The organism is Paenibacillus sp. 7523-1 (assembly GCF_002276415.1).
GTDB classification, from domain to species: Bacteria; Bacillota; Bacilli; order Paenibacillales; family Paenibacillaceae; genus Paenibacillus; species Paenibacillus illinoisensis_A.
This window is the reverse complement of sequence record NZ_NPBR01000002.1, coordinates 301304-325257: the sequence shown is the minus strand read 5'-3', so window position 1 is coordinate 325257 and position 23954 is coordinate 301304. Positions and strand designations below refer to the sequence as shown.

At 44.8% G+C, this 23954-nt stretch carries 16 protein-coding genes; 5 read left to right on the top strand and 11 right to left on the bottom strand.

Annotated elements, in window-relative coordinates; translation table 11 throughout:
* Positions 1–96: 96 nt before the first annotated feature.
* On the bottom strand, positions 97–993 hold the full coding sequence (locus CHH60_RS01485) for a putative RNA methyltransferase (protein ID WP_255247762.1): 897 nt from the start codon (positions 991–993) through the stop codon (positions 97–99).
* Positions 994–1363: 370 nt separating this feature from the next.
* Between CHH60_RS01485 and CHH60_RS01480 the strand changes: the two genes are divergently transcribed.
* The gene (locus CHH60_RS01480) at positions 1364–2581 is read left to right on the top strand and encodes an NAD(P)/FAD-dependent oxidoreductase (RefSeq protein ID WP_095357542.1); all 1218 of its coding nucleotides are present in this window, start codon (positions 1364–1366) and stop codon (positions 2579–2581) included.
* A 162-nt stretch (positions 2582–2743) separates the two neighbouring features.
* Here CHH60_RS01480 and map read toward each other — a convergent pair whose 3' ends face one another.
* Entirely contained in the window at positions 2744–3484 is a 741-nt protein-coding gene (map, locus tag CHH60_RS01475) for a type I methionyl aminopeptidase (RefSeq protein WP_095357541.1), read from the bottom strand.
* Positions 3485–3585: 101 nt separating this feature from the next.
* Entirely contained in the window at positions 3586–4008 is a 423-nt protein-coding gene (locus CHH60_RS01470; protein WP_095357540.1) for a VOC family protein, read from the bottom strand.
* A 422-nt stretch (positions 4009–4430) separates the two neighbouring features.
* Between CHH60_RS01470 and CHH60_RS01460 the strand changes: the two genes are divergently transcribed.
* Positions 4431–4886: a CBO0543 family protein gene (locus CHH60_RS01460; RefSeq protein WP_095357538.1), complete on the top strand. Its 456-nt coding sequence runs from the start codon at positions 4431–4433 to the stop codon at positions 4884–4886.
* 115 nt (positions 4887–5001) lie between these two features.
* Here CHH60_RS01460 and CHH60_RS01455 read toward each other — a convergent pair whose 3' ends face one another.
* Both CHH60_RS01455 and CHH60_RS01450 read right to left on the bottom strand, forming a co-directional pair.
* Entirely contained in the window at positions 5002–5535 is a 534-nt protein-coding gene (locus CHH60_RS01455; RefSeq protein WP_095357537.1) for a hypothetical protein, read from the bottom strand.
* A 352-nt stretch (positions 5536–5887) separates the two neighbouring features.
* Positions 5888–6859 carry an aldo/keto reductase family protein gene (locus CHH60_RS01450; RefSeq protein WP_095357536.1) on the bottom strand — a complete coding sequence of 324 codons (972 nt, stop codon included), beginning with the start codon at positions 6857–6859 and terminating at the stop codon, positions 5888–5890.
* 134 nt (positions 6860–6993) lie between these two features.
* On the opposite strand from CHH60_RS01450, the gene CHH60_RS01445 reads away from it, so the two are divergent.
* Entirely contained in the window at positions 6994–7371 is a 378-nt protein-coding gene (locus CHH60_RS01445) for a MerR family transcriptional regulator (RefSeq protein WP_095357535.1), read from the top strand.
* A gap of 72 nt (positions 7372–7443) precedes the next feature.
* Here CHH60_RS01445 and CHH60_RS01440 read toward each other — a convergent pair whose 3' ends face one another.
* Positions 7444–7842 carry a YkvA family protein gene (locus tag CHH60_RS01440; RefSeq protein ID WP_095357534.1) on the bottom strand — a complete coding sequence of 133 codons (399 nt, stop codon included), beginning with the start codon at positions 7840–7842 and terminating at the stop codon, positions 7444–7446.
* Between the two features lie 219 nt (positions 7843–8061).
* Between CHH60_RS01440 and CHH60_RS01435 the strand changes: the two genes are divergently transcribed.
* Positions 8062–9447, top strand: coding sequence for an alkaline phosphatase (locus CHH60_RS01435; protein ID WP_095357597.1), 1386 nt, complete (start codon positions 8062–8064; stop codon positions 9445–9447).
* A 127-nt stretch (positions 9448–9574) separates the two neighbouring features.
* Here the strand turns inward: CHH60_RS01435 and CHH60_RS01430 are convergent, their stop codons facing one another.
* From CHH60_RS01430 to CHH60_RS01415, 4 genes are all read right to left on the bottom strand, one after another.
* Positions 9575–9763, bottom strand: a complete 189-nt coding sequence (locus CHH60_RS01430) for a hypothetical protein (RefSeq protein WP_095357596.1) — start codon at positions 9761–9763, stop codon at positions 9575–9577.
* Between the two features lie 470 nt (positions 9764–10233).
* On the bottom strand, positions 10234–16326 hold the full coding sequence (locus tag CHH60_RS01425; RefSeq protein WP_176475927.1) for an S-layer homology domain-containing protein: 6093 nt from the start codon (positions 16324–16326) through the stop codon (positions 10234–10236).
* A gap of 215 nt (positions 16327–16541) precedes the next feature.
* Positions 16542–17573: a ketopantoate reductase family protein gene (locus CHH60_RS01420; RefSeq protein ID WP_095357532.1), complete on the bottom strand. Its 1032-nt coding sequence runs from the start codon at positions 17571–17573 to the stop codon at positions 16542–16544.
* A 13-nt stretch (positions 17574–17586) separates the two neighbouring features.
* On the bottom strand, positions 17587–18333 hold the full coding sequence (locus CHH60_RS01415) for an acetoacetate decarboxylase (protein ID WP_095357531.1): 747 nt from the start codon (positions 18331–18333) through the stop codon (positions 17587–17589).
* 132 nt (positions 18334–18465) lie between these two features.
* Here CHH60_RS01415 and CHH60_RS01410 point away from each other — a divergent pair, with 132 nt between their 5' ends.
* Entirely contained in the window at positions 18466–19353 is an 888-nt protein-coding gene (locus CHH60_RS01410) for a LysR family transcriptional regulator (RefSeq protein ID WP_095357530.1), read from the top strand.
* Between the two features lie 82 nt (positions 19354–19435).
* On the opposite strand, the gene CHH60_RS01405 is transcribed toward CHH60_RS01410, so the two are convergent.
* Entirely contained in the window at positions 19436–23926 is a 4491-nt protein-coding gene (locus CHH60_RS01405) for a carbohydrate binding domain-containing protein (protein ID WP_095357529.1), read from the bottom strand.
* Positions 23927–23954: the final 28 nt, after the last annotated feature.

Genomic DNA, 23954 nt, shown 5'->3' with positions numbered 1-23954 from the left:
TACCACATATTGGGATTAACGCTCAAAAAAAACAGCCGATCCATTGATCAGCTGTCTTGATGGAGGCTTCGGTAATTAGTTAATCATAAATGCAGACTACTCGTTCTGTGATGGTTTCATACCCACTAATATCTTGAAGTCCATCGTAATTTGTTTCAAATCCATCCGTAAAATCTTTTCTCTGGACTCTTGTGAAGCCCCCCAAGATAACGGAGTCATCCCAAGCAAAGGTGGAATGAGGTGCTCACTGAGGCTAACTTGATATTGAATGTTTTCAACCGCTATTAAATCGAACCGTTCGTTAAAATAACGAATTGTAGGTGTATTCGAATAGACATGTTTACCTGTTCCTTTGTAGAGGATATCTCTTATTTCTTTTAGATAATGCTGCTCTGGAACCACTTTGATCACCAAACCATCATCTGTGAGCAATCTCTGGAACTCGGAATAATTGGCTGGGGATAGAATGTTGATGATGAAATTAAATTGCTGGTTAGCTAGTGGGATGTTTGCAATGTCTGCAACACACCACATGGCATTTGAATATTCCGCTGCTGCAAGACTGATCCCCTCTTTTGAGATATCCATTCCTACAGCCAATATAGCGTTACGCTTTCTCTGATTTATTGTGGATTGTATGCTATACAAATGAGAACCTTCTCCGCAACCTGCATCCAGTAAACGTATTGGTTCTTTGCTCGTGATTTGGTTCAAGATTATTTCACTTACGGCAACCTGCAAGGGATGAAATAATCCGCTCTGGCTAATTATTCTTCTGGTTTCGAAGGTGTATCTATCATACTTAGATTTAATGGAGCGAGAGGATAGATTGATATATCCTTGCTTAGCAATATCGAAACAATGCTGATTCATGCAGATTAAGCTCTGCAGGTGAATCAAGTTCATCGATTTACTGCATAACGGGCAACGAAACATCTCTTGTGAGGCCTTGATTTTCTCAATACTCATCCGCTTTTTACTTTTGTTGAACACAAAAAAAGCACCCTTTCATTCGTTTTAGGTCAACGAAAAAAGGCACAGTCAAACAAACCCGGCTTCTTGTTTTAAAAATTCCGGGGTATGTGAGCTGTACCTATCATTACCTTAAACGAATGAATTGGATGATCATATTTAAGCGCTCCTTATAATGATAACTATAAAGCACTTAAATAGTAACATGTTTCGCATGTCTGGTGTACATTTACATAAAAAACACCACTTTGACGAGCAATAAAGCATATCTTCACCTAGTTACCTGTATTGTTAGTTTCCGAAGCACGTTGTTCGAAAACACCTAATTTTGCATCGAGTTCCAGTGAGTTGCCCATACTACGTACCGAATATATATAAGGGAGAGACTCGAATGGATCTGCAGAGCGGTAAGTTATACTGGCCGACAACAATAGCTAATCCCCCCTCTTACCCTAAGTTGGAGGAGGACATATCCTGCGATGTGCTCATTATCGGCGCTGGCAGCTCCGGAGCTCAGTGTGCAAATTTCCTTTGTGACCAGGGTGTATCTGTCGTTATCGTCGACAAGAGAAAAGTTGGAGAAGGCAGTACCAGCACCAATACGGCCTTGATTCAATATGCAGGTGAGAAGAGTTTTGTATCGCTCAGTCACTCCTTTGGTGAAGAAATAGCCTCTCGTCATCTGAAGCTATGTGAACAGTCTATTAATCATATTGAGCAAGTAAGCAGCCAATTACCCATCAATCCTGATTTTATAAGACGTGATAGCCTCTATTACGCAAGCTATGAAGAGGATGTTTCCGCTTTGAATGAAGAATATGCCCTTCTACAGAAGTACGGATTTAAGGTAGATCTGTGGAATGAACAGCATATATCCGGCTCGTACCCATTCCGGAAAAAGGCAGCACTGTACTATCATGACGATGCGGAAATGAACCCCTTAAAATTCGTATATGGACTTCTTGAGAAAGTAAAATCTCAGGGAGGAAAGATCTATGAGAACACGGAGATAACAGGCAGACGATTCGAACAGGATTATGCCGTCTTCTACACTAAGGAACGTCGCGAAATCCGAGCCAAACATGTAATTATTGCAGCCGGGTATGAAGATAGCGATTTTAAAACCGAAAAGAATGCTACGCTGGCAAGCTCCTATGCCGTCATCACGAAGCCGATTAACGACTTTTCAAGCTGGTACAAACGAACATTGATCTGGGAAACTGCACGTCCATATGTGTACATGCGTACAACCCCGGACAATCGGGTTATTATCGGAGGAATGGATAAGGATACTTCCTTCGCTTTAACCCGAGATTCCAAAATTCTGGCAAGCAAGGACAAGCTCATTCAAGAGTTTAACAAGCTATTTCCGGACATTCCGGCCGAACCTGAATACTACCTGGGCGCCTTTTACGGAGGCACGCATGACGGATTGCCTGTCCTCGGCCAATACGAGACATATCCCCACTGCTATATTTTGATGGCATACGGAGATAACGGAACGGTGTATAACGGTGTCCTGGCCAAAATTGTTTCGGATCAGATTCTCACTGGATCGAGTTCGGATCTCGATATCTACCTGCAAACCAGACCGCTTATCTCCAGGTAATTCAAGATAAAAACAACTTTCAAGGCAAATGGATGGGTACCGGGCTTAATACAAGGCTTAAGGTACATGCTCAGGTTCTCGTTCGCCTGGAACAAGAACCTGAGACACAAAAAAAGCCGATTTCACAATGGAAATCGACCTTCAATAACGCTCTTGTTCCCGTTATTCCGTGATTATAATCGGACCATTTTTGGTCAGGATAATCGTATGTTCGATTTGAGCCACATAGCTCTTTTTGGTAGCAAAGGTCCAGCCGTCATTTTTTTGGAATACTTCTTCTTCAGAAGTTGAAATAAACGGTTCAAATGCAATAACCATTCCATCCTTTAGCAATTCGTCATCCGATGTATCGTTGTAATTATAAATATGATCGGGTGCTTCATGGATTGTACGTCCAATACCATGTCCTGTAAGATTTTTGATAACCGTTAATTCATGCTGCTTGGCAGTTTGAAACACTGCTTTTCCGATACCGCTTTTTTTGGAACCGGGTTTTGCTTTTTTAAGCCCTGCTTCAAATGCTTTTTTTGCAACTTCGCATATTTTGGTTAATACTTCTTCTCCCTCGCCAACTACAAAGGAGATTCCCGTATCTGCAAAATAGCTGTTCTTGGAGCCGGATACATCTATGTTTACGATATCACCTTCCTGAATAACGCGCTGTCCAGGAATACCATGCGCTACTTCATCATTAACACTGATACAAGTGTACCCCGGAAAATCATATTCACTTTTTGGAGCTGACACGGCCCCTTCTTTGGCAAAAAGCTCTCCGGCTATGTCATCAAGTTCTTTCGTCGTTATACCCGGAACTGTCCGCTGCACCAATTCATCCCGAATGGCGGCTACGATCTTACCGATTTCCTTCAAACCATTAAAGTCTTGTTCTGTCTTTGCAATCATTTTTTCTACCTCACTATCTTTTATCATCAGTGCACTTCATTAATGCTATTCTCTCGAAAATCGTACACAAAGTAAATGGTTTCCCATCACTCTCTATAAACTTACATGATCCGTTTGGAAATTGGATGATCCTTGTTCATTTCCAACAGGTCCCACAGATTACCGTATAAATCTTTAAATACAGCAACGATCCCATAATCTTGTTCTTTAGGCTCTCTAACAAATTCTATCCCTTTGGAAATCATCTCATTATAGTCTCTCCAAAAATCGTCAGTGTTCAGAAACAAAAACACTCTGCCACCTGTTTGGTTGCCAATAAACTGCTCCTGTTCAGGCTTCGAGGCTTTAGCCAGTAATATAGTAGTACCGACTGAACCTGGAGGAGAAACCACTACCCATCTTTTATCTTGCTCTTGTTGATAGCTATCTTCAAGTAAGACAAAATTCAATTTTTTTGTATAAAACTCTATCGCTTCATCGTAATCCTTCACAACCAAAGCAATATGTACTATGGACTGAATCATATAAGTTGGCCTCCAAATCGATGATCCCTCTATTGTGACACATTTACTAATACTAACGCAATGAAGCGATCTCAATTATCCGTCTAATGTAAATTTTAATTCCAAAACAACATAATTTCTTCAAATTGGTTCATCCTATAAATAGGAAACAAAGTACTTTCCAGAGAGAAGGGTATCCGAGATTGAATGGGATAAATGAATGGCTCAAGCAGATTGCACATAATTACGTACTGATTGTCATTGCAGCAATATTATTTTTTGCAGTTAAAGCCTTAATCGGGTTTATTACATATAAGCATTATGATAAACAATTAAAAATCTTAAACCAGAAGCTCAATACCCTTCTTGAGGATAAAAATAAGATGGATTAATGGATAAACTGGCTTTGTGCTAATGGTCGTTGAAACTGAGGAGTGATCAACATGTTGGGGAATATTATTTTCGGTTTTATGATCCCTGTTCTAATTGGTGGTTGGATTTTACGAAGACAGCCCAAAATTCTTCTTGTTTTTTATCCGCTAGGAGTAGCTGCCTCTGCTTGCATTAACAGTATAGGTTTCAACTTTTTCTGGAACATACTCCCTAACTCCAATAATCAGTCCTATACCGCTCTTCCAATGGATCTGGGCATCTACCCGATCTCAGGATGTCTTATGATGTATGCCATTATCAAAAAAGGCGCAAAACCCTGGCTCGCCATAGTCATTACATCCGTGATTCTTACCCTCATTGAATGGCTGGCCAAAGAAATGGGCAGAGTTATGTACTTCAATGGATGGAATATCTACTGGACTGCCGTTTCCTACCTTCTGCCTTTAGTTTTAGCATACGTTTACGGCCTTCTTTTCAGAAAGCTGTTCATACATTCGGAACTATAGGAAGGGATTTTACATGTCAGCCATCGCCATTTCTGATTTCTTGTCACCTGGAACACCAATCCTCTATGTCAAAAAGGAAAAGCCCCTTACATCTGTCAAAGGGGCCGTGAGTATATTATGCTTCTTCCTGTTCAACCTGACTAGGCCCGGCCATGAGACCTTGGACAGCCCCCATGAACGGCTTGATAGACTTGATCATACCGTAGCCCATTTTCACAACGGGCACGAATTGCTGGATCATGCCGAATAACCGCATTCCTCCACCAAGCAACCCTCCAGCACCACCAGCTGCTGCACCGCCACCGAGCCCGCCAAATAAGGAACTCATCATGGGCAGAAAGGACGAAACCTGCGCTTGCGACATTTGGCGCGAACGCGTAGACGGCTTACGTGTGCCTTTTCCCTGTTTTCTTTTGTGAGAGGAGCCTCCCTTACTGCCTGAAACAGCCTTTCGGTTCCGGTTGGAACGATGGGAGCTGTCTCCTGGTGTCGGTGTGCCCAATGCGGTTCCTCCACCAGTTAGCACCACTCCACCGTTATTCACTTCAGCGATATAACCAATGTATGTTTCACCATTATGAAGAGTCACGCAGACGGGTTTGGCTTTATATCGCTTTGCCTTTAGGCGTATATCGTTGATTTTAGCCATAGAATTCACCTCGCTCTACTGAATCTCCTGTAGTTTACGCAATAAATGGACTGCTTGCCTGTGCGAATGGGGCATATGTAAGGTATTCATAAGCCCCCTTGTGGCTTCTTAGTAAAACGGCATGGAACCGCTGAATGTATTCCAGGGGGTTAAAGATAAGTGAAACACTATTTTTTACTTGAAACGATATGTAAAAGGCCCTGCTGAGAAACGGCAGGGCCTTTTACAACTTTCATTTTTCTAATTGGGTACTATCCCGAATTCTACTAAAGTACTTTCAGTCCCCAAACGTTTGTTATTCAGCTCTCCATCTTCTACGTCGTCTGCCACCCTATAATCGGTTTCTCACTGTCTATCTGAGCGGTGCAAAATGGCTGATTGACGATAGAATCTTCTCCGTTCGTTCGATAATCTCAGAAGTAAGTTCCAGTTCGGTTGCTTTAATGTTTTCTTCAATTTGTGCCGGTCTACTGGAGCCGATGATGGCCGAACTTACAGCAGGCTGACGCAGAATCCACGCCAGAGCAAACTGGGATAACGTTGCCCCGAGCTCATTGGCCAGTTCCGACAGCTGTACAGTACATTGGAGCACGTCTTCACGCAAGTAACTGTTGATAACCCCATTGGTTTGATCATTGGAAGCCCTTGTTCCTACTGGAATCTGCTGTCCAGGTTTGTATTTGCCCGTCAACACACCTTGTGCTAATGGAGAAAATACGATAAGCCCCTGTCCTTCCTGCTCACATTGTTCAATAATACCTTCTCTTTCGATATAACGTTCAAACATGTTGTAAATCGGCTGATTGGATATGATTGGACGCAGATTCAGGCGTTTGCCGATCCCGGAGGCTTCCGCAATCTGTGCTGCGGTCCATTCGCTGACACCCGCATACAAAATTTTGCCCTGTGCCTGCAGGTCATCTAATGCCCTAAGCGTTTCATCAATAGGTGTTTCGGAATCAAAGCGGTGGCATTGATACAAATCAATATAATCGGTACCTAATCGCTTTAAGCTCGCTTCGCACTGCTCCATAATATGTTTGCGGGACAATCCACGATCGTTTGGACCCGGTCCTTGTGGGAAAAAGAGCTTTGTAGCCAGTACGTAACTGCTTCGTGGATACTGCTTCAATGTACTGCCCATTACCTCCTCCGCACCGGGATAGGAATTAGATGTATCGAAAAAGTTAATGCCCAGTTCGTATGCCTGATGCATGCAGGCACGCGCAGCTTCCTCCGATGTAGCCGATCCGTAGGTCAGCCAGCTCCCCAATCCGATTTCGCTCACTTTCAATCCGCTTCTGCCCAATCTTCTGTACTTCAACCAAATCACTCCTCCATTAAAGTTAAAATGAGAGCTTATCTCCTGAAAACGCTCTATTGAACAATCTTAGGATAGTGGTTAAACTTAGGTTTAAGTCAAGCCATTCAATCGATTTTTTTGAAAGGAAGATTTGCTTGGAATTTACGATTAAACAAGTCGCGGAACGCACCCAATTACCGCCTTCCACGTTACGCTTCTACGACAGAGCAGGTTTAATGCCTTTGTTGAAAAAGACAGAATACGGTACCCGCCAATATTCCGAAATGGATATCTGCTGGCTGGAGTTAGTCCGCTGCCTGAAGGACAGCGGCATGTCCCTGGAGGATATCAAAGCATTTATGCTGTTATGCCTGGAGGGTTCTTCCACGAGTGAACAGCGAAAGGTTATGCTGGAACAGCATCGACAAAATATACTGAAACAACTGGATACACTAAACTGCAGTCTTGGTACAATTGACTATAAGCTGGAGCATTATAACGAAATTGGCATCTTTCACATCGACTCCAAATAGCATATCGATTGTTTAATATTCTATAAAAAAAGAGGCCCATCTGAATCTGCTGGTTCAGGCGGGCCTCTTCATTTAGGTGAAAAGTTTATAGCAGATCGAACCGATCCAGACGGCAAAGACGATCCACACAAGGATAAACAATCCTCCTGTAATCCAATTCGTGGGTTTACCGTTCTTCCGGATCTCCTCCGCTTTATCCCTGCAATCCCGGATGACTTCTTGAGGAATCAGCTTCAAAGCCATCGTAATGCCGAGCGGCACTATAATCAGGTCATCAAGATACCCAAGTACAGGTATAAAATCAGGGATCAGGTCTATTGGACTGAAGGCATAAGCTACTACGCCGACCGCAAATAATTTTGCATACCAAGATACCCGAGGATCCTTGTACGCCAGGTACAAGACGAATACATTTCGTTTGATCTCCCTTGCCATGGCTTTTACTTTATCGATCCATTTTACTTGTTTCATCTTCTGCCCTCGCCGCTTGTCATTGTAATGAATTGATCATAAACCATTTACATCCGGTTTGGTAGTAAATCATGAGTACACTCCACGTATGACCCTGCACATGCAGGTCCTCTTTTTTGTAAATTATTTTACACAACGAATACAGAGGACTGGGACTTCTTTTACAGTCGAATGATAATCTTCATATTGACGGACAAATGAATAAAGCTACATATGTTCATGTTTAATAATAAAGGAGGAATTATCGTGAAATTATCCAAAAAAGTACTTCCTGCCGTTGCACTCAGCCTGGTCTTTGCCGCTTCTACCGTCTTGTCTGCCGGTCAAGCCCACGCGGTACAAGCCGTTAGTGTAGAGACAAAAAAAATCAAGAATATCATTTTCCTCATCGGTGACGGCATGGGAACGGCTTATACTTCCGCTTACCGTTATATGAAGGATGACCCTTCGACTAAGATCATGGAGAAAACGGTATTTGATCACTATCTTGTGGGCGCTCAAATGACCTATCCGGACGACGACACACAAAACGTAACGGACTCGGCTTCCGCGGCGACCGCAATGTCTGCTGGTGTGAAAACGTATAACGCAGCTATTGCTGTCGATAATGACCATACTGAAGTGAAAACGGTTTTGGAGCAAGCCAAGGAAAATGGAAAGTCCACCGGACTTGTAGCTACGTCAGAGATCACTCATGCTACACCTGCTGCCTTCGGCGCTCATGATATAAGCAGGAAGAACATGGATGCCATCGCAGATGATTATTATGATGAATTGATCAATGGGGAGCACAAAGTTGATGTACTTTTAGGTGGAGGAAAAACCAATTTTGTACGTGAAGATCGGGACTTGACCAATGAGTTCGAAAAAGCAGGTTTTAGCTACGTGAATGATCGCAGTGCCCTTCTCAAGGATACAAATAAACAGATTCTCGGACTATTTGCTGACGGAGGTATGGACAAGTTGATTGACCGTACTGGCGAAACGCCTTCGCTGGCCGAGATGACAAATACAGCCATTGATCGCCTGAGCTCAAACGAAAATGGGTTTTTCCTCATGGTTGAAGGAAGCCAGATCGACTGGGCCGGTCATGATAATGACATCGTTGGTGCTATGAGCGAAATGGAGGATTTTGCTGCAGCATTCGAGGCGGCTATTGATTTTGCCAAAGAAGATGGAGAGACACTTGTCGTAGCAACCGCTGACCATTCCACTGGTGGACTTACGCTCGGGAAAGACGGAGAATATAACTTTTTCGTGGATCCGATCAAAGCTGCTGTACGCACTCCTGATTTCATGGCAGCTCAAATCGCTAAAGGGGCTTCCGTGGAAGAAACCCTTAAGAGCTATCTCAAACTTGAGTTAACTTCCGAGGAGATTCAATCGGTTAAAAATGCAGCTAAAGAGGCAGATGTCACGACGATCGACAATGCCATCGAAGCCATTATTGATAACCGCTCGTTCACTGGCTGGACGACAGGCGGACATACGGGAGACGACGTGCCAGTCTACGCTTACGGTCCGGCAAGTCATCGATTCTCCGGCCTGATCGACAATACGAATAATGCAGAGATCATTTTTGATATCTTAAAGAAGCATAAATAACAATCTGCCTCTCACCAATAGCCCTTCTCTTTATCCAGCAGGAAAAGGAGAGGGGCTCTTCTGTTTTATTCTAAGTTGCCTTAGTGAAAGAATGGTTATAAGAAGAAATATGCAACTAATATTAATATTATTGCTTTAACTTTTCAGGGTTCTTCACTTTGATCGACACCACTTCGCCGCAGTCCAGACAAACGGTATAAATCTTTTCAGACCCCATTGCAAGTTTCTTATCCACTGGACGGAGATTGATAAAATCTGAAGCTTGTACAAATGAATTTCCTCCACAATCAGGGCATCTCTTTTCCGTTGCTTCCATATAGACTGATTCCTCCTGGTCATTTACTTTGCTCATCCTTATGAATGGAATTTCCTGTATTATAGGAAATGAACCACTTTCAATATACCGTATTAACCAAATCAGGACAATATTAACACATGCTATAAATGACAATAACACTGCGTTTTTAACCCTAATCTGAAACGTAAAAAAAACAAGAAGCCGCGTCTCCCGCGTCTCCTTGTCTATTTCAAGCTTCCCATGAACACGGCCAGGTACCTCCTTGAACATTTGCAGGGAGTCCATGGGCAATTCATTGATCTACAGCATGGATGTGTACTTCTCATTCAAGGACAGAAGATGAACTGGGCTTACCTAATGCTCGTTTTATTTTGAAGCTCGCCGACTAGAGACTGAGGATAAATACTTGTTCCGATAAAACAAAAAAAGTCGCCATGCAGGCGACTTCCTCTGTGTGAATTACATGTGCGAGTTGCATTACAAGATGTTTATTCATGTATCAGCATATATACTATTTTAGCCATTTCTGCCCGTGTGACTTTACCTTTCGGATCAAAGCGAAGATTCGCTTTGCCTGTCATCAGTCCCAGAGCATTCACATGCTCTACAGCATCGATGGCCCAAGCAGATACCTGGCCTTGGTCAGAGTATGCTGCTCTTCCCGTGGATTTCTGCTTTTCCATAAACAACACTTGCTGTGCTTTCATCAACATCACGGCTGCCTCTTCGCGGCTGATGGAATCCTTCGGCCTGAAGAGATTACCGTTTCCTTGTACAATACCAAGTTCGGTCGCCTGAGCAACGGCTGATGCATAATATGCATTGGCTGGTACATCGGCATACACCTCGGTTTTCCCCGAAGAATTCAGCCCTGCAGCACGCATGATCAGGGTAATGAAATCGCCTCGGCTTACCTGCAGGGCAGGACCGTAGTTATCATCGTCCATCCCCTGAATCAGATGTTTTGCCGCCAACGAGTGAACATAACGCTCAGCCCAGGAGTCCTCCATATCCTTGAATGGTTTATGATATTCCAAGATTGCATATAACCCTGGTTGCTCCGCCTCAAACGTTACCGTTCCGGCTGCGAAGCGGCCACCTTGATATTCCATTCCTTGACCAAGCAGATATACACCCGCATATTCAGATTGAATCTGTTTTTGCTGTTCAGCCGTCAAGATTCGATTAATCTCGACCGGACTGCCGAACTTCGTAACCTCCGTCTCGTTCTCTCCTTGGATGAGGAACATACGAAGCGATTGCACTAACTCCGTGCGGGAGTAATGTTGGTATCCCGTTAGACTGTTATTCAATAGTTGCTTCGAACTATCGTTATATACAGTACTGAAACGCAGGAGCAGCTGGTCTGTCTCTCCCCATTCTTGCGGCAGGGAACCAGCCGGGAGCGTGACTTTTAATACAGGTGATGAGATCACCATAGAGAGCCCGTCTGCTTTCACTTTTTTCACCGCACTGGCAGGTAGGTATACATCAAACTCCCCGTTATCGTTCTGCTCTTGTATGCCAGCAAGTGTAATGACTACTTTTCCTCCACTCGCTGAACTGGCGGCTTGCTCCAGCGCTTGTGCTTCAGCACGATAAGTACCATCCGAAGATGGATTAAGCGTGATTTGACCATTGCTGATCGGGGCTGCTGGCATCGTCACACTATTATTTTCTGCAGGAGCTGCCGGTTTACTGTTACCTGAACCTCCTCCATTACCCGGAGTCTGTCCCCCAGGAGCCGAGGTCCCTGTAGAGAATCCCCAAATATCGGATAGAGCACTTCCACTATGCTCGTCTTCGGCTTTAGCATACCATTGATAGTAGCTTGCGTTGGAAAGTCCCTTCCATTCCACAGAGGCTTCTCGTCCACTCTCAACGTTAGCCTTGGAGCCTATTTTCTGATCCGTGTAAACTTTAACCCCGATATAATCAGTGGCTACTCGCTTTGTTGCTGGTGCCAAACCAAGATCCAAGCTAAACTCATCTTTGCCTTGTTCGGTCTCTGGATCATAGTAGTTGTAGTCATCTAGATAAGGTGAATACGTTTTGATATGGAGCTTGTTGTTTGCCATGTCAAACTGCATAAGCCGGATATATCCAAGTCCTCCTTCAGGAGCACCTTGATAATCTGCCAGCATTTGATACACGTTGCGGTCAGGAATGCCATCTCCGTTATCATCCAGCTGATCGACCTTAAGCTCGGCATCGTGATAGTGCCCGGAAAGCGCAGCAATCACGTTTTTGTTCGGTTTTACAACCTTCTCAAAAATTTGGTCGGCGATCGGTGAACGGTTATTAGATACGAGCAAATACTCATGCAAACAGAGAATGGCTTTACGTTCCGGATACTTGGCAACGATGTCGTTCATCCATTCAATCTCTTTTTCACCAAGTCCCCATCCCATATACACAATGACAAAGTCATTCCCGTTCGCTGATACCAAATCATAGTGTCCACGGTTATTCTCATATGAACCGCTAAATACCTGATTATTGATGAACCGGTCGGCTCCAAAATACTGCTGGAACTTCGCGTAATCGTTATCCTGGTGCCCTACGTCGTGATTTCCTGCGAGTACTCCATAAGGTATCGAAGCATCCTCAAGAACTTTCATGTTTTTATCTGCTTCAATCCATTGATATTCCTGGTCTGCTTTGTCGACGACATCCCCGGTATGAATAACGTATTTAATGTTCATGTTTTCTTTTTGCCCGGCGATCCAGTTGACGATGTTTTGATAAATCAGTGGATAACTCTGGGAATAATACTGCGTATCCGACATCCAAACAAATGAAAAGTCGTACGGGTCCTGTGACTCCGGTGTAGGCTTATTGCCTGCAGCAGCAGCTGTTTCCGCTAGTTCGTCCTGCACCATAATTTGGATGACATCTTCGTTTTCATAATCACCTGCCTGTACCACAGCCTTTAATTCAAAATCTTCTGTACCGGCAATAACCTGATCCAGCTGATTCCATTTTTGCTCGCTTATGCTCCAGGCATATAAGCTTACTTTTCTTCCTTCAAGCGACTTGCCCTGCCATTCGATTTCAACACGATCTGTACTTTTCACGGTTGGATCAAGCTTCACTTCGAAGCGTTGGTAAGGAAACTGCTCAACCGAATCATTGACCAGATATGTTCCATCGATCGCAGCGATTTTTTGGTAATCCTCTGCATTCATGGCTTTTTCTCCGGAAGGAACCATTTCTCTAGGCGGCTCCGTAACGGAAGTATTCAGGTATCCTGCAAAACCTTCAGCTCGGGTTGCATCGTATTTATAACCTTTGTAAAAGGTCACATTCATGTCGTCTTTGCTTGGGTCCTGAACTTTAACTGTCAGGTTGGCGTCTGTGCCAACATTTGATTGATTTTGCTTAGGCGCCACCAATTCCGGTGGTAGCGGGTTCTCATCGGGCACTTCAAACTTTACCGTGCTCTCCGCAACGTTACCCACATTATCCGTTGCCTGAATTTGCAGGACATGATTCCCACCTTGCATCTCTCCCGATGAGGTTTTTAATGGAAGAGTAATTACATTGCCATCCAGCTTCACATTTACCTTGTCCACGCCGGCTATCGCATCCTGGATTTCAGCATCGATGATGAATTCACCACGATAGGTTTTGGCTTCTTCCACGGTTGGCTTGATATCTGGTGCCGTATTGTCCACCATGACTTTGGCCGTTAACTGCTCTTGACCATCGGTTAGAGCGACTTGATGTGCTCCATCGCTGATACCGGTGGTGTCCCATTCATAGGCTTTAGCCGTAAGATGTTCCGGTTTCAACTCAAAATGGAAGCCGATCGATTCGCTTTTCCCGGCAGAATCGCCCATTTTAATCTGTTTTTCTTTCTCAGCGTAGGCCGGATCCCATATTTCAGTCCCATCAGCCAAGAGCAAACGTACGTTTTTGACTTCAAAGTCATCTTTGTTCTCTTCCGGACGTTCATCAAACGGCGAGGTTTTGGAACCTGCCCGGATGTAGATCACATTATCCCCCTGAAGCAAACGTTCCGAATCAATAGGAAAGGATAAAGTCGTATAGCTTGTAATCGGGTTCATGAACGTATAGAGAATCGACTTGTCCTCCAGCTCTGGTGGTCCCATGGTTACTGCATTTTTAAAATAATAATCGACATTAACGGCTTCAAAAACGAAATATGCATCATGCTCAAGCGCAGCATAAGTACTGTCATCCGGCAGAACTTCACCGTCTATACTGAGGCTGGCGTCCATCCCCACCGCTTGCGAGGTCCCTTTAATGGTGTGCACACCACGAATGGTATCCAGTTCCTTCACATTAAGTCGAAGCGGTTCATCGCTTATTCCTCCGGTCACGGATATAACTGCTGGCTCGGTTCTCGTTTCGTTAGTACCGTCCGAAGCAACGAAATAGTACTCGATGGTTTTGCGTCCGATGAGATCGGCCGGTGACATGTTATAGTGGTACATCAGGTCATCGTAATCTTCCGTCAAACGATGTGCCGTAAATTCAGCCTGTTTATCTGAACGAACGAATACCTCTACGGATGTTACCTCACGGTCATCTTTGGCATCGACGATCAGCTCTAATCCGTTCGATTGATCCGCTTCGGTCGCTTTCGTCATATCCTGAACGGTCGGTGGAACGGTATCCAACTCGATATGGACGGGTACGGAAGGAACTTGTTCCGGCAAGATGCTGCCTGGCGATGGTGTTTCCATTCCGGAGCTTGACTTGATCATCATTGTGCTGCCGTTTCTCGGATAGGTGTAAGTGATTGCTTTATCTTCCTTCGTTTCATCACTTTTGGTTCCATTTTCATAAGTCTGATCCGCATCGTAATAGGCAGAAGAGATTTCCTTCCCCGTATTCGTTTTGATTACGAGCGCTCTGCGGCCGGAATTCGCCATGCCATCACTCTGGATCGAGTGCAGCGTAACATTTGGAATGAGGTTGGTTTGATAAAATTGGTTGAAATCTTCCTCGGAATAAGCAGTGTTGACGCTATTTTTGATCCAAAATACAACCGATTGCTGCGCAGGAATAACAAAATCGGGATTGGCTGCTCCCCATTCCACGTCGGCACTTGGTCCTTTGTCAGGATAACGATAGTACAGGCTGTAATTTTTAAAGTTAACCGGTTGGTCTGTATTGTTATATATCTCGATATACTCATAGGCATCCGAGGACGTACCCGGTACATTCGTTGTATTCGGCACAAGCTCAGTAATAAGCAGCGTAGGTGCTTTGCTCGGATCGAATGCATCCCATTGGACCTGTGCCGAATACGGCTTGTCCATATTGCCTGCTTGTATCCGGTATTGCAATTCAGGCTCGGTAAGTGCCGACGCCGGAATCGTTGCTGTATACTCGTCTGTTTCAACTATATTCGTCATGACTGCAACACTGTATCTGTGCTGGGAGGGCGTCTTGTACAATAGATTGACCGCAGGCTTGCTTCCATCTGCATTTGTACCCAGATTCTTGATCTGCGCCTTGATCTCAACATCCTGAATGGCCAAGACGTCAGTTGGAGCCGTATGCATAATTTCGATTTGGGACCCTTCTTCCACAACTGGCGGAACAGCCTGTGCCGGATCAATGGATCCTGGTGTGGCTGAGATTTTCCCGGCATTCTCCATAACACTCATCTGAGTGCTTCCAGCTGCCGGATGTTTGAAGAAAATCCCCATATTCGCTTTAACCTGAGCCGGTTCATAAGCTGCTGAAACGATACTCTCGTTGGCTTGATTTTTGATCACAAGTGACCTGGCACTTCCATTCGCCATACCAGCTCCGCCCTGTATGCGGAACAAGTGCTCCCCTTCGGTCAGAGATGTTCCATAATTTTGATTAAATTGCTCAGCCGTAAGATCGTTATTGCTTCCGTTCAAAATCCAAAATACGACCGGACTGTGAGCAGGAATCAGGATGTCCACATCCTCTTCTGTCTTCCAGGTATCCTTATTATTGTAGAAGAAAGTATAGTCTTTAAAATTAATCACTTGGTCCGTGTTGTTATACACCTCAACAAACTCATACGCATCCGTACTGAGATTGGGCAGATTGGTCGTGTCTGGTACCATCTCGGTAATCAGCAGATCAGGTCCTGTGGACTGCTGCATTAGAGACATGGATGGTCGAATGGCCGCCGAGTATCCTGTCGATTGAATGATTTTTCCTTCCACGTTCATTATGTCAATGTCATAGTCTAACTCTCTGCCGGTCAAATTCTCACCAGGAATGATCCCCACATAGGTATCCGGACTCTGCTCTAAGGGTACAAATTCCACCGGAGCATACATTTGGCCGTCTACCGAATAAGAGATACGCCCGGTCCATGACTGGTCGGTGCCATATACCGTTGCAGTAACCGTGTAATCCTGCATTTCGTAAATCCAATCAGCCGGGGTGTGGTCTATCTGAACGTTTACAGCTTGAGTGACTTGTGTCTGTTCCTGGCTGTCTTCCTGCGGCAGGCTTTCTGCATGAACTGCTGGCAGTGATGTGAAAGGCATCCCGGTTGTCAAGATCATGCTGCTTAATAAAGCGATTGCAATACTTCGCTGAAGAATCCTTCTTCTGTTCAATTTAACCCGCATCTCCTTTTATTCCATTTTTGCTTGCTCCACTTTGACAAACATTGTTTTATCATAAGTGGGATTTGTTAGGAGAGTGCGCTCCCTAAGTAAATGGAAAGTTAACGGTAGTACCCTTTCTCGATTAACTAGAGTTGAACAGATCCAACAAAAAAAGCCGCAAATCGCGGCTTTTCATGGAATTCTATTCTCTATCAGGCAACAGCTTAAACTCCGTCTACCAGATGTTTAAATTCTTCAATGTTTGTCTGAAAATCAGGAACCGTTTGTGTCTCTTCAGCAGCTTGGACCAGTTTAACAACCAAGTCATTATACGGTGTCGCAATTCCTGTACCTTCCGCTTTGCTCGAAACGACTCCATTAATGTAATCAATCTCGGTTTTACGTTTTTTCTCCAGATCTTGAAGCATGCTTGCTTTGAGCAGCCGGGAAGGTTCCATCACATACCGTAACGTTTTAATCCGTTCAGGAATATCTTGTTCACTTTGGAGTTCAAGGGAGGCGATATCGAATCCGTTCATTTTGACAAATTCAACCCCGTTCGCATGTCCGACCTTAATCGTTTCGTCCGCGATATGAACGGCACTCACAATACCGACTTCATCATCCAGAATGTCTCCGTATTCTCCGTTCAATGCCGCCGAAAGACCACTGAATGCATTATTGATCAGCAGCTTGGACCATTTGGTTCCCACTAAGTTATCGGAAATGTGTGTTCCTCCTACCAGGTCCAAAACCGATTTTACACGCTGAATGCGATCGGATGTTTCTCCATTTAATTCGCCAATCTGAAAAGCATACTTCTTGAATTGTGTGTACTCCGTTGTGAGGCTTGATACACCTGGTTCCATGAACGTGGCGCCAAACTCAACGGACCCCGCAATAACGCGCTCAGCGCCCACAATGGAAGCAACGTTCTCTTCAGGAATCCCGTTTTGCAAGGAACACACGATACTCTCATCATGTAAGAACGGAAGCAATTCTCGAAGGATGGTACTGTTGGATAATTGTTTGGTCAATAGCAGCACAAGATCATATGTCCCAGATTTTTGGTCAGGAGTGATGGCTTTAACTCTTGCATGAAACTCCGTTGTACCGACCACTTTTGCTCCCGTTTGATTCAAGGCATCAACATGCTCCTGATATGCATCAATTAACTCAACATCCATGCCACCATCCGCCAGGTATGCTCCTACGATGGTTCCTAGAGATCCTGCTCCTAAGATTGCGATTCTCATTATAATTTCCTCCTTATTTCTGCTCGAGATAGTTATATACAGGCTGTGCCGCGTTCAAGGTCAGGTCTGTTAGGATATGTGAAGCTGAAACAACTTCCAATACAGGCAAATCAGCAAGGGGTGCGAGTGCATGTTCAAAAAGCTGAAGTCGTGCTGGTCCCGTCCATGCTTCCTTCACTTCGATATCCGTAATTTGGGTTCGAATCAAATCACATATTCTTAAATTCCCACTGTAATCCGTAGCAATCTTCATCATAAAGTTAGGCCGACAGATTTCACTTTTGGCGAGTTCCTTATCCATCGGAACATGCTTATATCCCATCGTTGCCGTTGCAACACGAAGCGTTCCGTAATCAAGCGTACCCACAAGTGTATCTGAATCAATATATAGTTTGGGTGCACCTAACTTTTTGGGATACGCCGTGAGTTCTCTGCCACTTGCAATCGCAGGAAAGTTATCCACGTACATGGAATGCACATAGTCACCATCCTCACCATTGAATCGCACAGGGATAACCTGCCCAGCTTCGGTATATGCACCTAATCCGGAGACATCCGGCATCCACATCACTTCAAATTTAACCAGCGGCTCAACAATTTCCAGTGGTTCAGGTACCGCTGCCCGCAAAGCTTTTTCATCCGTTCGATAAATAATGTTTAAGTATTCCCGATTCACAAATTTATAGGGTGGCATGGGGTAAGCCGGTGCCGTTAGGGGTGTATTCAGATTTTTGGCTATGTTATTCACATCGATTTTCATGAAGGACACCTACCTTTTATGTTATGTTTTTATCTCTCTCACAAATAAAATTCTACATTAATAATTAAATTTAATATAATACATAATAAGTACTATATATATTTATTGAAATAAATAAGGGGTGCGAAACGAATGGAATTGCTGCAGCTCAAATATTTTCAAACTGTTGCCTATACCGAACATATCTCCAAAGCAGCTCAACAACTAAATATTGCTCAGCCCTCCTTAAGCCTGACGATCAAAAGACTGGAGGATGAGCTGGGTACAACCTTGTTTGATCGAAAAGGAAGAAACATTCAATTAAATGCGTCAGGGAAAATTCTATTGAAGCATGTTAATCGAATCTTTACCGAAATTGAAAATGCTCAACTGGAGATCCAATCGGAAGAGCAGCACGTTTCTAACATCATTCGTGTTTCGATTACGAATCCAAGATTCCTTACCGGGCTAATTAGCGAATATATTAGTAGCAACCCGCAAATTCAGATTCATCAAGGCATTGGAACGAAGAGCAAAATCATCACAAGCTTGCACAAAGGGGACATCGATGTAGGAATAACAGGTCATCCGATCCAGGATGAGGAGATTGAGAGTTGTGTACTGGTTAATGAGGATATTGTTCTTGTTGTACCTTCCCATCATCCGTACGCTGGAAAGACAAACATCTCGTTACATCTTGTTGCAAACGAACCCTTCATATCTCTTGCCGATAATGTGGAGTACAGCAACTTTACCACCATGCTCTGCGGGAAAGCAGGCTTCGTTCCCAATCAGGCCTTTGAAGTGGATTCACACACACTGCTTGAAATCATCAAGCTTGATCAGGGAGTCGCTTTGTTACCTGTTTCCGTATGTAGAAAACTGGGGTTACACTATATAAAAATTGCTGATGATTCAGCGATCTACCCGATTAGCTTATCCTGGACCAGACAAAAATCATTGTCTCCTTCGGTTCGACATTTTCGAGATTTTATTTCTATGTATTATGAATTGAATGCTGACCTCTTTATGGTGGATTAAGAACGGAAAGAATTCATAACAAAAAGGCAGCGGGATTCACCCGGCTGCCTTCTTAATTTATATCTTCCATTGTGATGATGATTTAATCAGCTACGGCTGTCTGCACTGGGCCAAGGTTGGTCAGGTTGACACCAGACAACGTAATTGTGGTGTTACCGTCTTCGGCACCTGCAATGTTACCCATGTCAAACACGATACGGCTGTTTGCATAGCTTGGTTCGGTTGTATCGAATGTGAAGGTGTACTCTTGTTCTTCCGTGGATAAGCTCACTTGTTGTCCATAAAATCCATTCCACGCGTATCCAGCGGGAACATCCACCCAGCCGATACCAACCCCCATTTTGCGGGCTTTATCCGCTTTGGCCTTGAAAGTCAGCTTATACTTGGTTCCCTGCTGCATTGCAAAACCTTCATTAATAACCTGCCGGTCCCACGGATTCGTTCCCGCCTGACCGATCACTGCTTGCAGCTGCTGATTCTCAACATGAATCGCAAGGTCAGATTCAACACCGGCTGCATATTTGAACCAGCCTTCACTTCCTTTGGCAAAGTCCCCATTCGGGATCAGATTGACGTGTACCGGCTGTCCCCCCTGATCCGCACCCTGGTTCACCTCGAACAACATCACATTTTGAATGGATACACTGTGCTCTTCCGCTAGCGGTCTGCCAAGACCAAAGTTCAGTAAGGCCGCCGCTTCCGCTGTTTCTCCCATTGTAAATGTGAAGGTGTATGGCTGCTTAATTTCAGTCAGATCTACCTTTTCATCCATATACTTGGCTTCGCCCCCATTACCTTGCGAGACCACAGCCTGTATTGATTTAGGTGCAGAGGCTGAAGCATCAAAGCTCAGACGATAGGTCTTGTCAGCCTCAAGAGCAATCGAACCCTGCTGCAAAAACGAATCCCACTCATCGTCTGTTGCAGCCGGCAACGTAATATTAATTCCATGGTCTTTCCCATACGTAGCCGAGAGCACGTCGGGAATTAGCGTCCAATCGTTTCCATCTGCGGTCAGTTCGCCATTCCTTACTCTATTCTGTGAAACGTCCAACCAACGTGTATTATATTCGTTTCCTTCAAAATTGACATAATACGATGTTCCGGCTTTCAGTGAAACTGCTGGCAGATATAACGTCTTATAGGATTGCCATCCCCCTGTATCTCCAAGCAGAAGTTCGGAGCTTGCAACCGTTGTGCCTTGTTCATCCTGCACACTGAATCGGACTTTTGAATCGGCTTTGGCACTTGCCATCCTTGTGGAGAATGCATATACACCATCGTTTGCTGCATCGATTTTGAATTGCAGCAGATCACCTTCGTCCATGTAGCTGACATGTTTGCCGCCTTCATCGGAATTTTCGAGCTGCAGACCTTGCATCATCCATGCATCCGCAGCAGGAATATGAGTATAGCCCTGGATTGTTACTGGCTTACCTCGTTTAGTCAGCTTCACATTGTCAATGTAAACCTTCCCTTCGGAACTGCCGAATAAAAGCTTCAGTTCGGCTGTTACCGTTGCTGCTGACGTTGCGTTCTGTCCGATCACAATTTCACCCGAATAATTCTTGAGTTCCTGACCAAGTTGGATCTGCTGCCCTTGATTCACCTGCACATCATGCCCCTCTGCGGTAGACAAATCCAAATCCATCGTACGTGGCGAATCCGCCTTTGCATCAAAAGTGAATCCGTAGGTAGTGCCCGCTTCCAGCTTCATTCCCGGCTGTACCACAGCCACCTGATCAGAATGGCCGTTCGTTCGTAGAACGTCGACCACGAGCTGCCGTTCCATGATCGGGAACTTCAGGAAGTTGTTCACGGTAATCTGCGCTTCAGCATCAGACTGAACCTGTCTGGACCAGAAGCCGAGGCGATCCTTCCCTTGATCAAATGTGCCATTAAAGACATAATTTCCATCCGGCAGTGCTTTGCGTTCCACTGGAAGAGAGTCGGCTTCACCGATATCTGTCAACCGCACATTGGTCACCGTAACTTCCCCTTCATTCAATCCCAGATTGAATTCAAACCTTGCATTGTTGTCTGCCCCATTCCGCATGTTGAAGGTGTATTCATACGGTTGCCAATCTGTAGTTAATGAGAAGCTCTTATCCTCGGAGTAATTTGTCCAGCTTTTTTCAAACTGTGTCACTTTCGAACGGATGACTCGATCCGCAGATGCCTTTGCATCGAACTGCACTTTGTATTTTCTATTTTTCTTCAAATACATCGGCATTTGTGTCAGTTGTACAGAATAACTTTCGGTTCCGGCTTGTGAGATCGTTACTTTCGCTGCCTTGCCCTTCTGCACATCATCAATAACCTCTACCTTACCAGCCCCGCCTGCATTCGTGAGGAAGTTCCATTCGTTCGGCACACCATCTACATCCACACCTTCAGAAAAGCGATCATTGTAGATCTGGTTTCCATCCGTTTGCGGTTCCCGCTGCCATTCCGGTTCGATAGGATTAGAAGTTACGTCCGGCCATTCGCTCAATTTCTTGTACTCGTAAACCCGAACGAAATCAACACTCATCTTCTCAGAGACAAAATCACTTTCCGGCGATCCCGGCCAGTCTCCCCCAACGGCAAGATTGAGAATTAAATAGAACGGACGATCAAACGGAGCAGGAAAGGTGTAACTCTCCGGCTGTCCCGCTGCTGTCGTCTCCCAGTTATTTACCTGATGATGCAGTTTGCCGTCAACATAGAAACGAATCATGCCAGGCAGCCATTCCACCTGAAAATCATGATAATCATCTGCGAACGATTCACCTTGCGGCAAGGTAAACTTGCCTTGGTCATGCCCGTGAGAACCATCTGGTTTTGGGGAATCGTAATGGATCGTACTGTATACTTCATGATCTTTGTTTGTACCGCCAATCAACTCCATAATGTCGATCTCCCCGGAAGCTGGCCATCCTCCGTAAAGTGCTTCATCTGTAGGCATCATCCAGATTGCAGGCCACATGCCCTGCTGCGCGGGCAATTTCGCTCGTACGACCACTTTTCCGTACGTCCAGTCGCCCTTCTCTTTCGTAATCAGTTTACCAGAAGTATAATTTTTGCTGCCCTTCTGCTCGCGCTTTGCTTCAATCTGCAATACATTGCGGTTGCCATCCTTAACAATACGTGTGTTATTTGGGCTGTAATATTGCAACTCATTGTTGTACACAAGCTCCGTATCCTGAACGGTCCATTTGGATGCATCCACGGAAGGCGCATTGAATTCATCATTCCAGACCATTTCCCAATGCTCATCCGGAATCGTCGTTGCAGGAATCGGTTTTTCACCTGAAGGATTGCCCGGTACGGATGGTGTCGTTCCGCCTGAATTGGAAGAGCCGCCCCCACCTGTACTAGAATTATTGCCATCGTTAGAAGTACCTGGTGTAGCAGCGTTTGGTTGCTCGGACTGTCCTGTCCCAGGAGTAGTGCTATCCTTGTATTGTCCTGGTGAAACCGCCTTCCCATTAAGCAATACGTTGCCTGCATCTACGTCCAGCAGATTGATTTTACCTTTGCTGTCAATCATGGTATTACGGGCTTTGCTGCTTACTTTTAATGTATTAATCGTACTCTCGGCTGACAACTCAACGGTAGCTCTGCGTTCAACAAACATGTTTTCAATTTGAGTTGTCCCTGTGATCTTCACATGTACCGGACTTGTGTTTTTGTCTACCACAATTCGATTCAATTTAGAGTTATGAATATCGATAGAGTGATTTCCTCCGCCCTTCACGATCACATTTCCAGTGACCGTCACTCCGTCGAGCGCCACTGTACCTTCTCCAATAGCTTCTGTAAGTAACAAGTTTCCATTAACTGTGGTATTTTTCAACGTCACATCGGTTGAGCGGACAATCAGATTACCTTCTACGTTGGATTCATAGGTACCTGGTTTGCTTTTAATATCTGCTATCAACGTAGACATGATCGTAGCAGCTTCTGCTCTCGTAATGTTGGATTCAGGTGCAAGATTTCCGTTGTATCCGTTTACAATTTTATTGTTTACAAAGTAGTTCATCGCATTCCTAGCATAGTCAGCTACATCTTTGTCGTCTTTAAACGCAGAACCGAGCGATTTATTCTCACTGCCTGTCGATAACTGAAACGCACGATCTGCCATTACCACAGCATCCTGCCGGGTAATCGGAAGCTGGGGGGACAGATGTGTTGCATCCGTTCCCTGAATAATGCCAGATCCACTTGCTCGTGTGATCGCATCATAGTACCAGTCTTTTTCACTAATGTCAGTGTATGACGCCGCTCCGGGGCCTCCAGCGAATCCGAACACCCGATCGAGCATTACAACAAATTCGGCACGGCTGATACGTTCACTCGGTCTGAATGTGCCGTCCGTATAACCTTTAGTGAGCGCCATATCCTGCATACGAATAACTGCATTTTCAGCCCAATGTCCCTGCAAATCTTTGTATGGTGCCCGAAGCAGGCTTGACGCCTGCTCCTGCTCCGTTATCATTTGCTGCTTCATCTGTTCTGCCCCGACTACGGCCGGAGCTGCCAGTGAAACGATCATGCTTCCTGCTACGAGACAAGCCAACCCTTTTTTCACTCATATTCCTCCCTAGAATGTGTGGTCA

What these genes read in the sequence shown, in the direction of transcription:
- CHH60_RS01410 (WP_095357530.1), top strand. Translation starts at nt 18,466, where the DNA reads ATGGAATTGCTGCAGCTCAAATATTTTCAAACTGTTGCCTATACCGAA.
- CHH60_RS01480 (WP_095357542.1), top strand. Translation starts at nt 1,364, where the DNA reads ATGGATCTGCAGAGCGGTAAGTTATACTGGCCGACAACAATAGCTAAT.
- CHH60_RS01440 (WP_095357534.1), bottom strand. Translation starts at nt 7,842, where the DNA reads ATGAAACAAGTAAAATGGATCGATAAAGTAAAAGCCATGGCAAGGGAG.
- map (WP_095357541.1), bottom strand. Translation starts at nt 3,484, where the DNA reads ATGATTGCAAAGACAGAACAAGACTTTAATGGTTTGAAGGAAATCGGT.
- CHH60_RS01435 (WP_095357597.1), top strand. Translation starts at nt 8,062, where the DNA reads ATGTTTAATAATAAAGGAGGAATTATCGTGAAATTATCCAAAAAAGTA.
- CHH60_RS01455 (WP_095357537.1), bottom strand. Translation starts at nt 5,535, where the DNA reads ATGGCTAAAATCAACGATATACGCCTAAAGGCAAAGCGATATAAAGCC.
- CHH60_RS01470 (WP_095357540.1), bottom strand. Translation starts at nt 4,008, where the DNA reads ATGATTCAGTCCATAGTACATATTGCTTTGGTTGTGAAGGATTACGAT.
- CHH60_RS01415 (WP_095357531.1), bottom strand. Translation starts at nt 18,333, where the DNA reads ATGAAAATCGATGTGAATAACATAGCCAAAAATCTGAATACACCCCTA.
- CHH60_RS01420 (WP_095357532.1), bottom strand. Translation starts at nt 17,573, where the DNA reads ATGAGAATCGCAATCTTAGGAGCAGGATCTCTAGGAACCATCGTAGGA.
- CHH60_RS01430 (WP_095357596.1), bottom strand. Translation starts at nt 9,763, where the DNA reads ATGGAAGCAACGGAAAAGAGATGCCCTGATTGTGGAGGAAATTCATTT.
- CHH60_RS01460 (WP_095357538.1), top strand. Translation starts at nt 4,431, where the DNA reads ATGTTGGGGAATATTATTTTCGGTTTTATGATCCCTGTTCTAATTGGT.